12 protein-coding genes are annotated in these 14,216 nt (G+C 62.1%); 9 read left to right on the plus strand and 3 right to left on the minus strand.

The window, feature by feature from the left end:
• Positions 1-3: 3 nt before the first annotated feature.
• The 9 genes from murD (at position 4) to lpxC (ending at position 10,567) form a co-directional block, all read left to right on the plus strand.
• Positions 4-1,350 (plus strand): UDP-N-acetylmuramoyl-L-alanine--D-glutamate ligase, encoded by a 1,347-nt coding sequence (gene murD / locus PVZ78_RS14730; protein ID WP_009050718.1) that lies wholly within the window; start codon positions 4-6, stop codon positions 1,348-1,350.
• A complete protein-coding gene (gene ftsW / locus PVZ78_RS14735) occupies positions 1,347-2,564 on the plus strand; it encodes a putative lipid II flippase FtsW (protein WP_135006900.1) in 1,218 nt (405 codons plus the stop codon). The genes murD and ftsW overlap by 4 nt, the downstream gene beginning before the upstream one ends.
• The gene (gene murG, locus PVZ78_RS14740; protein ID WP_009050717.1) at positions 2,554-3,624 is read left to right on the plus strand and encodes an undecaprenyldiphospho-muramoylpentapeptide beta-N-acetylglucosaminyltransferase; all 1,071 of its coding nucleotides are present in this window, start codon (positions 2,554-2,556) and stop codon (positions 3,622-3,624) included. The genes ftsW and murG overlap by 11 nt, the downstream gene beginning before the upstream one ends.
• Positions 3,617-5,074 (plus strand): UDP-N-acetylmuramate--L-alanine ligase, encoded by a 1,458-nt coding sequence (murC, locus tag PVZ78_RS14745; protein WP_198919341.1) that lies wholly within the window; start codon positions 3,617-3,619, stop codon positions 5,072-5,074. Before murG ends, murC begins: the two co-directional genes overlap by 8 nt.
• The gene (locus PVZ78_RS14750; RefSeq protein WP_016703535.1) at positions 5,071-6,039 is read left to right on the plus strand and encodes a D-alanine--D-alanine ligase; all 969 of its coding nucleotides are present in this window, start codon (positions 5,071-5,073) and stop codon (positions 6,037-6,039) included. The genes murC and PVZ78_RS14750 overlap by 4 nt, the downstream gene beginning before the upstream one ends.
• Positions 6,040-6,043: 4 nt before the next feature.
• Positions 6,044-6,910, plus strand: coding sequence for a cell division protein FtsQ/DivIB (locus PVZ78_RS14755; RefSeq protein WP_007922133.1), 867 nt, complete (start codon positions 6,044-6,046; stop codon positions 6,908-6,910).
• Between the two features lie 14 nt (positions 6,911-6,924).
• Positions 6,925-8,184 carry a cell division protein FtsA gene (ftsA, locus tag PVZ78_RS14760; protein ID WP_007922131.1) on the plus strand — a complete coding sequence of 420 codons (1,260 nt, stop codon included), beginning with the start codon at positions 6,925-6,927 and terminating at the stop codon, positions 8,182-8,184.
• Between the two features lie 168 nt (positions 8,185-8,352).
• Positions 8,353-9,543: a cell division protein FtsZ gene (ftsZ, locus tag PVZ78_RS14765; RefSeq protein ID WP_007922129.1), complete on the plus strand. Its 1,191-nt coding sequence runs from the start codon at positions 8,353-8,355 to the stop codon at positions 9,541-9,543.
• Between the two features lie 112 nt (positions 9,544-9,655).
• Positions 9,656-10,567, plus strand: a complete 912-nt coding sequence (lpxC, locus tag PVZ78_RS14770; protein WP_009045509.1) for a UDP-3-O-acyl-N-acetylglucosamine deacetylase — start codon at positions 9,656-9,658, stop codon at positions 10,565-10,567.
• Between the two features lie 136 nt (positions 10,568-10,703).
• On the opposite strand, the gene PVZ78_RS14775 is transcribed toward lpxC, so the two are convergent.
• The 3 genes from PVZ78_RS14775 to PVZ78_RS14785 form a co-directional block, all read right to left on the minus strand.
• The gene (locus PVZ78_RS14775) at positions 10,704-12,191 is read right to left on the minus strand and encodes a sensor domain-containing diguanylate cyclase (RefSeq protein WP_053269867.1); all 1,488 of its coding nucleotides are present in this window, start codon (positions 12,189-12,191) and stop codon (positions 10,704-10,706) included.
• Between the two features lie 153 nt (positions 12,192-12,344).
• A complete protein-coding gene (locus tag PVZ78_RS14780; RefSeq protein ID WP_273828898.1) occupies positions 12,345-13,625 on the minus strand; it encodes an OprD family porin in 1,281 nt (426 codons plus the stop codon).
• Positions 13,626-13,856: 231 nt separating this feature from the next.
• Entirely contained in the window at positions 13,857-14,081 is a 225-nt protein-coding gene (locus PVZ78_RS14785) for a hypothetical protein (RefSeq protein WP_016703533.1), read from the minus strand.
• Between the last annotated feature and the right edge of the window lie 135 nt (positions 14,082-14,216).

Consider the following 14,216-nt stretch of genomic DNA (forward strand, 5'->3'; position numbering starts at 1 on the left):
CGAGTGTCTCTGATCGCTTCTGACCACTTCCGCATCGTTGTCGGCCTCGGCAAGAGCGGCATGTCCCTGGTTCGCTTCCTGGCGAACCGGGGCGTGTCGTTTGCCGTCGCCGATACGCGGGAAAATCCACCGGAACTGGCCACGCTGCGCCGTGACTATCCGCATGTGGAAGTGCGTTGTGGCGAGCTGGACGTCGACTTCCTGTGCCGTGCCGACGAGCTCTACGTGAGCCCCGGCCTGGCCCTGGCGACCCCGGCCCTGCAAGCCGCCGCCGCCCGTGGGGTGAAACTTTCCGGCGATATCGAGCTGTTTGCGCGTAACGCGAAGGCGCCGATTGTCGCCATCAGCGGTTCCAACGCGAAAAGCACCGTGACCACCCTGGTGGGGGAAATGGCGGCGGCGGCGGGCAAGCGGGTCGCCGTGGGTGGAAACCTGGGTACCCCGGCCCTGGACCTGCTCAGCGACGACGTCGAGCTGTACGTCATGGAACTGTCCAGCTTCCAGCTGGAGACCACCGATCAGCTGGGCGCCGAAGTGGCCACCGTGCTGAACATCAGCGAAGACCACATGGACCGCTACAGCGGCCTGCCGGCGTATCACCTGGCCAAGCACCGGATCTTCCGGGGCGCCCGGCAGGTGGTGTTCAACCGCCAGGATGCCTTGACCCGGCCATTGATCGGCGAAGGCCTGCCGTGCTGGACCTTCGGCCTGAGCAAACCCGACTTCAAGGCGTTCGGCCTGCGTGAAGAGAACGGCGAGAAATACCTGGCCTTCGAATTCCAGAACCTGATGCCGGTGCGCGAGCTGAAGATCCGCGGCGCCCATAACCAGTCCAACGCCCTGGCGGCGCTGGCCCTGGGGCATGCGGTCGGCCTGCCATTCGACGCCATGCTCTCGGCCCTGCGCACCTTCGCCGGCCTCGAGCACCGCTGCCAGTGGGTTCGCGACCTGGATGGCGTGGGTTATTACAACGACTCCAAGGCCACCAACGTTGGCGCTGCCCTGGCGGCCATCGAAGGCCTGGGCGCGGACATCGAAGGCAAGATCGTGCTGATCGCCGGTGGCGACGGCAAAGGTGCCGAGTTCAAGGACCTGCGCGACCCGGTGGCGGCCAACTGCCGCGCCGTGATCCTGATGGGCCGCGATTCCGACAAGATCGGCGAGGCCATCGGCGATGCTGTGCCGCTGATTCGTGTCGGCTCCCTGGTCGAAGCCGTGGCGCAATGCCGTGCCACCGCCCAGGCCGGTGACGTGGTGCTGCTGTCGCCGGCCTGCGCCAGTTTCGACATGTTCAAAAATTATGAAGACCGTGGTCACCAGTTCGTCCGCGCCGTGGAGGATCTGGCATGAACCTGAGAGATATCATCAAGCCTTATCCATCGCCGATCATTACCGGGCGTGGCGTCGACCTCGATTTCCCGATGCTCGCCGGCTGCCTGACGCTGCTCGGCCTCGGGTTGATCATGATCGCCTCGGCCTCCACCGAAGTGGCGGCGGCGCAGTCGGGTAGTGCCCTGTACTACATGATTCGCCACCTTATCTATGTGGTGCTGGGCCTGGGTGCGTGCATTGTCACCATGATGATTCCGATCGCCACCTGGCAACGCCTGGGCTGGATGATGCTGCTCGGTGCCTTCGGTTTGCTGGTGATGGTGATCATTCCGGGGATCGGCCGTGAAGTGAACGGTTCGATGCGCTGGATCGGTTTCAGTTTCTTCAACGTCCAGCCTTCCGAGATCGCCAAGGTGTTCGTGGTGATCTACCTCGCCGGTTACCTGGTGCGTCGCCAGAAAGAAGTGCGCGAAAGCTGGATGGGCTTCTTCAAACCGTTCATCGTGCTGCTGCCGATGGCCGGCCTGCTGCTGATGGAGCCGGACTTCGGCGCCACCGTGGTGATGATGGGGGCCGCGGCGGCGATGCTGTTCCTCGGTGGGGTTGGGTTGTTCCGCTTTTCCTTGATGGTGGTCCTGGCGGTCGCGGCGGTGGTCCTGCTGATTCAGATGCAGCCCTATCGAATGGCGCGCCTGACCAACTTTGCCGACCCTTGGGCCGACCAGTTCGGCGCGGGCTACCAGCTGTCCCAGGCCCTGATTGCTTTTGGCCGTGGCGAATGGCTGGGCGTTGGCCTGGGTAACAGCGTGCAGAAACAGTTCTACCTGCCGGAAGCCCACACCGACTTCGTGTTCTCGGTCCTGGCCGAAGAACTGGGCGCCGTCGGTTCCCTGTGCACAGTGGCGCTGTTCGTCTTCGTCTGTATCCGTGGCATGTACATCGGCCTGTGGGCCGAGAAAGCCAAGCAGTTCTTTGCCGCCTATGTCGCTTATGGCCTGTCGTTCCTGTGGATCGGCCAGTTCCTGATCAATATTGGGGTGAACGTCGGCCTGTTGCCGACCAAAGGCCTGACCTTGCCGTTCCTCAGTTATGGCGGCAGTTCGTTGGTGATCTGCTGCGCCTGTCTTGGCCTGTTGCTGCGCATCGAGTGGGAGAGTCGGACCCACCTGGGCAGCGAAGAGATGGAGTTCAGCGAGAGCGACTTCGCCGAGGAGCCAAGCCATGGGCGCTAATGTGCTGATCATGGCCGGTGGCACCGGCGGTCACGTGTTCCCGGCGCTGGCCTGTGCCCGTGAGTTCCAGGCGCGCGGTTATACCGTGCACTGGCTCGGCACCCCGCGCGGTATCGAAAACGAGCTGGTGCCGAACGCCGGCCTGCAACTGCATCTGATCAACGTCAGCGGCCTGCGGGGCAAGAGCAAGCTGTCGCTGCTCAAGGCGCCATTCGTGTTGCTCAAGGCAGTGCTGCAGGCGCGCCGGATCATTCGTCAGCTCAAGCCGGTTTGTGTGCTGGGCTTTGGCGGTTATGTGACCGGCCCTGGCGGCGTCGCGGCAAAACTGTCCGGCGTGCCGGTGATCGTTCATGAACAGAACGCGGTCGCCGGTACCGCCAATCGGCTGCTGGTGCCGTTGTCGGCCCGAGTCTGCGAAGCTTTCCCGGACACCTTTGGTGCCTCCAGCAGCCGGCGTACCACCGGCAACCCGGTGCGCACCGAGCTGTTCCTCGATACACCGCGCGAGGCTTTGGCCGGACGCAAGGCGCGTTTGCTGATCCTGGGCGGAAGCCTGGGAGCAGAGCCGTTGAACAAGTTGCTGCCTGAAGCCCTGGCGCTGGTCTCCCCCGAGCTGCGTCCGGAAGTGTTTCATCAGGCCGGCAAAAACCACGATGAAGTGACTGCAGAGCGCTATCGCGCCGCCGGCGTCGAGGCGCAGGTGCAGCCGTTCATCAAAGACATGGCCCAAGCCTATGGCTGGGCTGACCTGGTGGTTTGTCGCGCAGGCGCGTTGACCGTCAGTGAACTGGCTGCCGCCGGTCTGCCTTCGATGCTCGTGCCTTTGCCTCACGCCATCGACGATCACCAGACCCGCAATGCCGATTATTTGGCTCGTGAAGGCGCTGCCTTCCTGATGCCGCAAAGAACGACTGGCGCAGCGGACCTTGCCGCTCGCCTGACAGAGGTTTTGATGCAACCGGAACGACTCAACAGCATGGCCGACGCCGCACGTCGCCTGGCCAAACCCGATGCCACCCGTAGCGTGGTCGATATCTGCCTGGAGGTGGCCCATGGTTGAGAATCAGAAAGCCATGCCACAACCGGAAATGCGCCGCATCCGTCGCATCCACTTCGTCGGTATCGGCGGCGTGGGCATGTGCGGGATCGCCGAAGTGCTGCTGAACCTGGGCTACCAGGTCTCCGGTTCCGACCTCAAGGCGTCGCCGGTTACCGAGCGCCTCGAGTCCTTCGGTGCGCAGATCTTTATCGGCCACCGTGCCGAGAACGCCGCCAACGCCGATGTACTGGTAGTGTCCAGCGCCGTGAACACCTCCAACCCGGAAGTGGCCACCGCTCTGGAACGCCGCATCCCGGTGGTGCCGCGCGCGGAAATGCTGGCCGAGCTGATGCGCTACCGCCACGGCGTCGCCGTTGCCGGTACCCACGGCAAGACCACCACCACCAGCCTGCTGGCCTCGGTGTTCGCCGCCGGTGGCCTGGACCCGACCTTTGTCATCGGTGGCCGGCTGAATGCAGCGGGTACCAATGCACAGTTGGGTACCAGCCGTTACCTGATCGCCGAAGCCGATGAAAGCGACGCCAGTTTCCTGCACTTGCAACCGCTGGTAGCCGTGGTGACCAACATCGACGCCGACCACATGGCGACCTACGACGGTGACTTCAACAAACTGAAGAAAACCTTCGTCGAATTCCTGCACAACCTGCCGTTCTATGGCTTGGCTGTACTGTGCCTGGACGACCCGGTGGTGCGCGAGATCCTGCCGCAGGTCAAGCGTCCGACCGTCACCTACGGTTTCAACGAAGACGCCGATGTGCGGGCGATCAATGTACGCCAGCAGGGCATGCAGACCTTCTTCACCGTGCTGCGTCCCGATCGCGAGCCGCTGGATGTCTCGGTGAACATGCCGGGTAACCACAACGTGCTGAACGCGCTGGCGACCATCTGCATCGCCACCGACGAAGGCATCAGCGATGAAGCCATCGTCCAGGGCCTGTCGGGCTTCCAGGGCGTGGGTCGGCGCTTTCAGGTCTACGGCGAGCTGCCGGTGGAAGGCGGCAACGTGATGCTGGTGGACGACTATGGCCACCACCCGACCGAAGTCGCAGCGGTGATCAAGGCCGTGCGCGGTGGCTGGCCTGAGCGCCGCCTGGTGATGGTCTACCAGCCGCACCGTTTCAGCCGCACCCGCGACCTGTACGACGATTTCGTCCAGGTGCTGGCGGACGCCAACGTCCTGCTGTTGATGGAAGTCTACCCGGCGGGCGAAGAGCCGATCCCGGGGGCGGACAGCCGTCAGCTGTGCCACAGCATCCGTCAGCGCGGTCAGCTGGACCCGATCTACATCGAGCGTGGGGTCGACCTCGCGCCGCTGGTCAAGCCGCTGCTGCGTGCCGGCGACATCCTGCTGTGCCAGGGCGCCGGAGATATCGGCGGCCTTGCGCCGAAGCTGTTGAACAGTCCGTTGTTCGCGGGCGCCGCGCCTGCCGGTCAGGGGAAGTCGAAATGACCGCCGCCTACGCCTCTCTGTTTTCGACCATCGCGCCGAAGGATTTCGGCCGTGTCGCCGTGCTGTTCGGCGGCAAGAGCGCCGAGCGCGAAGTCTCGCTGAAGTCCGGCAATGCCGTGCTCGAAGCCTTGCTGAGCGCCGGTGTGGACGCGTTCGGCATCGACGTTGGTGACGACTTCCTGCAGCGCCTGCTGAACGAGAAGATCGACCGCGCCTTCATCATCCTCCACGGCCGTGGCGGCGAAGACGGCAGCATGCAGGGCCTGCTGGAGTGCCTGGGGATTCCCTACACCGGCAGCGGCATCCTGGCTTCGGCGCTGGCGATGGACAAACTGCGTACCAAGCAGGTCTGGCACAGCCTCGGTATTCCGACGCCACGCCACGCCGTACTTGGCTCCGAGGCCGATTGTATTTGCGCGGCTACGGAACTGGGCATGCCTTTGATCGTCAAACCGGCGCATGAAGGTTCCAGTATTGGTATGGCCAAAGTGACATCCGCGTCCGAACTGATCGACGCATGGAAAGCGGCCAGCACCTACGACTCGCAAGTCTTGGTTGAACAATGGATTCAAGGTCCGGAGTTCACCATCGCCACGCTGCGCGGCCAGGTATTGCCACCGATCGCCCTGGGCACGCCCCACACGTTTTACGACTACGACGCCAAGTACCTGGCTTCCGATACCCAGTACCGGATCCCGTGCGGCCTCGACAGCGACAAAGAGCAGGAGCTCATGGACCTGACGGCGAAGGCCTGCGGGGCGCTCGGTATCGCCGGTTGGGCGCGTGCCGACGTGATGCAGGACGCCGACGGCCAGTTCTGGTTCCTGGAAGTGAATACCGCCCCCGGCATGACCGATCACAGCCTGGTTCCGATGGCGGCGCGTGCCGCCGGTCTGGATTTCCAGCAGCTGGTTCTGGCCATCCTGGCGGAAAGTGTCGTCAGTAACGCAGAGCCGCGAGGTTAAGGCCATGCAAGGCGCCCAGCTACGTCATCAGCAACCCGCTCCCGGCCGCAAGCCGGTGCCGCGTGGTGCCAGCCGGATGGTGGCCAAGGAGCCGATGTCGGCGCGCCTGCCGAAAGCCAACTTTGGCGTGCTGAAAAGCCTGATGTGGCCGGTGCTGCTGGTCGCGCTGGGCTTCGGCACTTACGAAGGCGCGCAACGCCTGCTGCCCTATGCCGACCGGCCGATCACCAAGGTCGCGGTGCAGGGCGACCTGAGTTACATCAGCCAGCAGGCGGTGCAGCAGCGGATCGCGCCCTACGTCGCGGCGAGCTTCTTCACCATCGACCTGGCGAGCATGCGTACCGAGCTGGAACAGATGCCATGGATCGCTCATGCCGAGGTACGGCGTGTGTGGCCGGACCAGGTGGTGATTCGCCTGGAAGAACAACTGCCGGTGGCCCGTTGGGGCGACGAGGCGCTGTTGAACAACCAGGGCCAGGCCTTCACCCCGCGTGAACTGGCGAACTACGAGCACTTGCCACAGTTGTTCGGCCCGCAGCGGGCCCAGCAGCAGGTGATGCAGCAGTACCAGGTGCTGAGCCAGATGCTGCGCCCGATGGGTTTCTCCATTGCCCGTCTGGAGTTGCGCGAGCGCGGCAGCTGGTTCCTGACCACGGGGGCCGGTAGCGCTGGCCCTGGTATCGAGCTGTTGCTCGGACGCGATCACCTGGTGGAGAAGATGCGCCGCTTCATTGCCATTTATGAAAAAACGCTGAAAGAACAGATTACGAACATCGCGCGCATCGATCTGCGTTATGCCAACGGCCTGGCCGTCGGCTGGCGGGAACCTGTAGCGCCCACGACGGCCCAACCCGCCGTCGCGAAGAATTAAGAAGAGGCAGGACCATGGCAAACGTGCAAAGCGGCAAAATGATCGTCGGTCTGGATATCGGCACCTCCAAGGTGGTGGCGCTGGTAGGCGAGGTCGCGGCCGATGGCACGCTGGAAATCGTCGGTATCGGCACCCATCCATCGCGCGGCCTGAAGAAGGGCGTGGTGGTGAATATCGAGTCCACCGTTCAATCGATCCAGCGCGCGGTAGAAGAAGCGCAACTGATGGCCGGTTGCCGTATCCACTCGGCGTTCGTCGGCGTGGCGGGCAATCACATTCGCAGCCTGAACTCCCACGGCATCGTGGCGATTCGTGATCGCGAAGTGAGTTCGGCGGACCTGGAGCGGGTACTCGACGCGGCACAGGCCGTGGCGATTCCGGCCGACCAGCGGGTGCTGCACACCCTGCCGCAGGATTACGTGATCGATAACCAGGAAGGCGTGCGCGAGCCCCTGGGCATGTCCGGTGTACGTCTGGAAGCCAAGGTGCACGTGGTGACCTGCGCGGTGAATGCCGCCCAGAACATCGAAAAGTGCGTGCGTCGCTGTGGCCTGGAAATCGACGACATCATTCTCGAACAGCTGGCCTCGGCGTATTCGGTGCTGACCGACGACGAGAAAGAGCTGGGCGTGTGCCTGGTGGATATCGGCGGCGGTACCACCGACATCGCGATCTTCACCGAAGGCGCGATCCGCCATACCGCGGTGATCCCGATTGCCGGCGACCAGGTGACCAACGACATCGCCATGGCGCTGCGTACGCCGACCCAGTACGCCGAAGAAATCAAGATCCGTTACGCCTGCGCCCTGGCCAAGCTGGCCGGTGCCGGTGAAACCATCAAGGTGCCAAGTGTCGGCGACCGTCCACCGCGCGAGCTGTCCCGCCAGGCCCTGGCCGAAGTGGTCGAGCCGCGCTACGACGAGCTGTTCACCCTGATCCAGGCCGAACTGCGTCGCAGCGGCTACGAAGACCTGATCCCGGCCGGCATCGTGCTGACCGGCGGTACTTCGAAAATGGAAGGCGCGGTCGAACTGGCCGAAGAGATTTTCCACATGCCGGTCCGCCTGGGCGTGCCGCACACCGTCAAGGGCCTGTCCGACGTGGTGCGCAACCCGATCTATTCCACCGGCGTGGGCTTGCTGTTGTACGGGCTGCAGAAGCAGTCCGACGGTATCTCGTTCTCCGGCATCGGCAGCCGGGACAGCTACAGCAGCGACGAACCCAAGGCCGCCTTGCTCGATCGCATCAAGAGCTGGGTGCAGGGCAATTTTTAAGAAACAGCTTCAAGCGGCAAGTTTCAAGCTTCAAGAAGTACAGGGTTCCATGCTTGCGGCTTATAGCTTGCAGCTTGGAGCTTCTACCGCAGTAAAAGCAGCATGAAATACGTTGTAAGCAGTAGGCGCAGTAGGCGAAAAAACTAGAGAAATGAAAGGAGAGGGAAAATGTTCGAACTCGTAGACAACGTCCCCGCAAGTCCGGTAATCAAGGTTATCGGTGTTGGCGGTGGCGGCGGCAACGCCGTCAATCACATGGTCAAGAGCAACATCGAAGGCGTCGAATTCATCTGCGCCAACACTGATGCTCAAGCGCTGAAAAACATCGGCGCGCGGACCATCCTGCAACTGGGTACCGGCGTGACCAAGGGCCTGGGTGCTGGCGCCAATCCTGAGGTCGGCCGTCAAGCCGCCCTGGAAGACCGCGAGCGTATCGCTGAAGTGCTGGCGGGCACCAACATGGTGTTCATCACGACCGGCATGGGCGGTGGTACCGGTACCGGTGCCGCGCCGATCATCGCCGAAGTGGCCAAGGAAATGGGCATCCTCACCGTTGCGGTGGTGACTCGTCCGTTCCCGTTCGAAGGCCGCAAGCGTATGCAGATCGCTGATGAAGGCATCCGCGCGCTGAGCGAAAGCGTCGATTCGTTGATCACCATTCCCAACGAAAAGCTGCTGACCATCCTCGGCAAGGACGCCAGCCTGCTGTCGGCTTTCGCCAAGGCCGACGACGTTCTGGCCGGTGCCGTTCGCGGTATCTCCGACATCATCAAGCGTCCGGGCATGATCAACGTCGACTTCGCCGACGTACGTACCGTGATGAGCGAAATGGGCATGGCAATGATGGGCACTGGCTGCGCCAGCGGTCCTAACCGTGCACGTGAAGCGACCGAAGCGGCAATCCGCAACCCGCTGCTGGAAGACGTGAACCTGCAAGGCGCGCGCGGCATCCTGGTGAACATCACCGCCGGTCCCGACCTGTCCCTGGGCGAGTACTCCGACGTGGGTAGCATCATCGAAGCCTTCGCTTCCGAGCACGCGATGGTCAAGGTCGGTACCGTTATCGATCCGGACATGCGCGACGAGCTGCACGTGACCGTGGTTGCCACGGGTCTGGGCGCGAAAATCGAGAAGCCTGTGAAGGTCATCGACAATACCGTGCAAACCTCCATGGCCGCTGCACAGGCGCCAGCCCCTGCCCGTCAGGAACTGCCGTCGGTCAACTACCGTGATCTGGACCGTCCGACCGTCATGCGCAACCAGGCCCAGGCCAGTGCTGCGACTGCGGCGAAGCTGAATCCGCAAGATGATCTGGACTATCTGGACATCCCGGCTTTCCTGCGTCGCCAGGCCGATTGATGGAATGTATCAGGGGTATTAGGGTGATTGGTGTTCAGCAAAGGCCTGGTCTGCTATTATCGCCAGCCTTTGTTGATACCAGTTCGCAATTTGCGCTGAAGCGGCCCAAGCCATGATTAAACAACGCACCCTGAAGAATATTATCCGTGCCACAGGTGTAGGCCTGCACTCTGGGGAGAAGGTTTACCTGACCCTCAAGCCTGCGCCTGTCGACACCGGCATTGTGTTTTGTCGTGCCGACCTGGACCCTGTGGTGCAGATTCCTGCTCGCGCGGAAAACGTTGGTGAAACCACTATGTCGACCACCCTGGTCAACGGTGACACCAAGGTGGACACGGTGGAGCACTTGCTCTCGGCCATGGCTGGCCTGGGCATCGATAACGCCTACGTCGAGCTCTCCGCGTCCGAAGTCCCGATCATGGATGGCAGCGCTGGACCCTTCGTATTCCTGATTCAATCTGCCGGCCTGGAAGAACAGGACGCAGCCAAGAAGTTCATCCGCATCCTTCGTGAGGTGACGGTGGAAGACGGCGACAAGCGCGCCACTTTCGTGCCTTTCGACGGTTTTAAAGTGAGCTTTGAGATCGATTTCGATCACCCGGTTTTCCGTGACCGCACCCAGAGTGCAAGCGTGGACTTTTCCAGCACGTCGTTCGTGAAGGAAGTCAGCCGCGCCCGTACCTTTGGTTTCATGAGTGATATCGAGTACCTGCGCAAGCACAACCTCGCACTCGGCGGCAGCGTGGAAAACGCCATCGTGGTCGACGCGGATGGTGTACTGAACGAGGACGGCCTTCGCTACGAAGACGAGTTCGTGAAGCACAAGATCCTCGACGCAATTGGTGACCTCTACCTGCTGGGCAACAGCCTGATAGGTGAGTTCAAAGGCTTCAAGTCGGGCCATGCACTGAACAACCAGCTTCTGCGCAAGCTCATTGAGCAGAAAGACGCTTGGGAAGTCGTGACCTTCGAAGATGCCAGCACTGCACCGATCTCTTACATGCGTCCGGTTGCGGCCGTGTAAGTAACACTCTCTTTCCTTTAGTTTTTAAAGGCTGCCTTCGGGTGGCCTTTTTTTATGCCCGCAGATTGTTGCGCGGCTGATGAGGTTATCGCGGGCAGCACGGGCCCCGTAGAAGCGAGGCTTGCCCGCGATGAGGTCAACCCACCACTCGGTTTCGCCCCTCGGCCTTGGCCTGGTATAGCGCCTTGTCGGCCATCGCGCACAGCGCTTTCAGGCTGGACTTCGGCGTGCCTGCCCAGGTGCCGAGGCCAATGCTGATGGTGATCGGCGAGGCACCGTCCTGGATCGGCGGCAGGCGCTCGATCGCCAGGCGAATATGCTCGGCGATACGCCGGGCGCCGGCGTTGTCAGTCTCCGGCAGGACCACGGCGAACTCTTCGCCGCCGTAGCGTGCGGCCAGGTCGCCGGGGCGACGGATATTGTCACTGATCACCCGGGCGACGATGCGCAAGGCTTCATCGCCGAGCGGGTGGCCATAGCGATCATTGAAGGCCTTGAAGTGATCCACGTCGAGCATCAGCAGCGACAGCGCGCTATGGGAGCGCTGCGCGCGACCCCATTCGCGAGCCAGGGTCTGATCCAGGCTGCGACGGTTGTCGAGGCCGGTGAGGGCATCGGTGGCCGCCAGTTGCGCGAGTTCCTGCTCGGCGCTCTGGCGCCGGCGCAATTCCCGGCACAGCAGCCAGGTCAGCCACAGCAGGCCCAGGCACAGCGCACCGGTGGCGCCGCCGACCACCAGCGCGGTGCGCTGCCAGGAGGCGAATACTTCATTGCTGGAGAGCGCCACGATCACGATCAGCGGCAGGTCCCCGACCTGGGAGAAGGTGTACAGGCGCGGCTGCTGGGTGCTGGACATGCCTTTGAAGCTGCCGTTCCCCTCGCGCAGGATGCGGATGAAATTGGGCCGTTGGCTGAAGTCCTGGCCGATCAGGTTGTCCGCTCGCGGCGGCTCCTGGGCCAACAGGATACCGTCGCGACTGATCAGGTTGACCGAGCTGTCGCGGCCGACATTCAGGCTTTTGAACAACTGGCTGAAGTAGTCCAGGCGCATGGCCGCTTCGGCCACGCCGAGGAATTCTCCACGTTCGTTGGAAACCCGCCGGCTGAAACTGATGCGCCAATCCAGCTCGGGCGGGAGGGCGCGGAACGGTCGGCTGATCAGCATGCCCGGATCGGGGTTATTCACATGAGACTGGAAATACTCCCGATCGGCAAAGTTGCCCTTGCGCGGTTCGACCGAAGCGGAGTCGGCGAGCACATCGCCGTGCGCGTCGAGCAGCAGGATGTTGCCCTTGTAGGGTGCAGCCGTGGCCCGGTCGAACAGCGCCATATGGCGAATGGTCGGCGAGACCTGTTTCAGGTCCTCGTGTTGCGAGGCGCTGATCAGGCCTCGCAGGGAGACGTCGTACAGCTCGACGTTGCGCAGCACGTCGGCGTCGATCAATTGCACGATGTTGGAAGCCGCGCGGGTGGCGGCTATTTCGGCGCTGCCGCGTTCGCGAATCAGCAAGAAGGTCACGATGCTCAGGATGGAGATGACCATCAATGAGCTTCCAAGAATCAGCATCCTTTCCGACCGGCTCGAAGTGGTCGTGTTGCGGGGTGTCGCACTACTCACACTCATGGTTCTGGCTTCTGCGTTGTGTACGTTTTCTATAAGGGTGTTTCGGGTGAAGCGAGCAGAGTTGCAGAGACCGATCGCGCCTGCGGGCGCATGTATAAATCGCAGACAAAAAAAAGGCCAGCAAAATGATGCTGGCCTTTTGCGTATTCGCGCTTAGAACACATTGATCGGGTAATCGACGATCACCCGGTATTCGTCGGTGTCGTTGTCCAGCGCGCCATAACCGTTGCCGCCACGGTTGGTGGCCCACTGCAGGCGGACCGCCAGGTCCTTGGCCTGGCCACCCTGCACCACGTACTTGAGGTCGAGGTCGCGTTCCCAGTGCTTGGCGTGCTCGCCGCCGGCGCTGTACCAGTGGGCGTAGCCACGGCTGTGCGGATCGACCTTGGTCAGGTCCAGCTCGCCGCGCGAGTAGGAAAGCGCCGACGTCAGGCCCGGCAGGCCGAGACCGGCGAAGTCGTAGGTGTACTTGAGTTTCCACGAGCGTTCGTTGGGGCCGTTGAAATCCGAATACTGCTGGGAATTGTCCAGGTAGATGCTGTCACCCTGGTTGATGTAGTCGAACGGTGTGTTGCCGTTCACCCGCTGGTAGGCGGCGGTGAGGCTGTGATGGCCCACGCCCAGGGTGAAATGCAGGCTGTAGGTGTTGTTGTCGATGTCGCCCAGCAGCGCGTCGCCGGTGTCCTGGGTGTGATAGAAGTGCAGGCCCGGGTTCAGGGTCACCAGCTCGTTCAGCGCATAGCTGTAGTCGAGGTCGTAGTAGTACTGGTTCCAGATGTCCTTGAGTTCGGCGGCGTACAGGCTGCTGGTCAGCCCGCTCACGCCGCTCCAGGCCACGCCGGCCCAGTTCAGGTGGCGGCTTTCATCGCCGTCCAGCAGTTTGCCGTAGGCCGTGTCGATACGCTGGCGGCCGCTCTGGTTGTAGAGCTTGGTGAAGCTGGCCTGGCCGCCTTCGAGCAGCCAGCCGTCGAAGCTGTGGTTGCTCAGGCTGACCCCGCGGAAGGTCTGCGGCAGCATGCGGCTCTGGCCGCCGGCGATCACCGGATTGTTGAGGAACAGGTCGCCGGCCTTGAGCTCGGTGTCGAAGGCGCGGATTTTCAGGGTGGCGCCAGCGGTGGAGAACGACGTCGGGGCTTTGCCGTTGCCGTCGCTGATCGGCAGGATGCTCGAGCTGTCGGTACCGCCACCGCCATCGAGTTTCAGGCCGAGCATGGCGTTGGCATCGAGGCCGAAACCGACCGTGCCCGGGGTATAACCCGACTCGAAGATCCCCAGGAAACCCTGGCCCCATTCGATGTTGTCATCGTTCTGCTGGTGGCGGTTGCGATTCATGTAGTAGTTGCGGGCGTTGAGCTTGAGGCTTGCGCCTTCGACGAAGCCTTCGGGGCTGGCCTGATCGGCCGCCTGGGCACAGGGGGCGATAGTTGCAGCCATTGCAATGAACAACGGGCTGAGAGTTGAAGTGACCTTCACCGGTATAAAGCTCCTTGGATGAATGATGACAGTTGTTATTGTCGATTCGGGTGTTTCTTGTTCTGGGTGAAACGAATGAAACAGTCGGTTCTACATGGCAAAAAAAAGCCGCTGTTATCAGCGGCTTTAAGACAACTTACTCCGGGAGGTAGAGCAGAGAAGTTGTCGAGGGAAACGAGTCGGTAGCGGGTATCAGCTGTCTTTCTGAACTTCCGGCTGGCGCTGTTCCGCCGTGATGTTCTGCGGCTGCTCGCTGTTCTGTTGCTTGGCAGCCAGCACTTCCTGGGCTTCCTGGAATGCAGCGGCGCGTGCAGCGTTATGCGCGGCGAAAGTCTGCGATTCTTCGGCCATGGCCATAGGGGCCAAGAACAGGGAGGACAAAACAAAGGCGCTGGCAATACCCATACTGTTGGACATTTCTGAAGACCTTCTTGCAGAGCAAGTTCAAATTAGGTGCGACAAAAATATAACTTCAAGGCAGCTGGAAAAAGCGCCGAACAGGATAAGCACTGTTACGCCAAAAGCAATAGTTGACACTGCTTCTGCAGGAAC

Origin of the sequence: Pseudomonas sp. SBT1-2, assembly GCF_028640875.1 — a bacterium.
Taxonomy (GTDB): domain Bacteria; phylum Pseudomonadota; class Gammaproteobacteria; order Pseudomonadales; family Pseudomonadaceae; genus Aquipseudomonas; species Aquipseudomonas chlororaphis_I.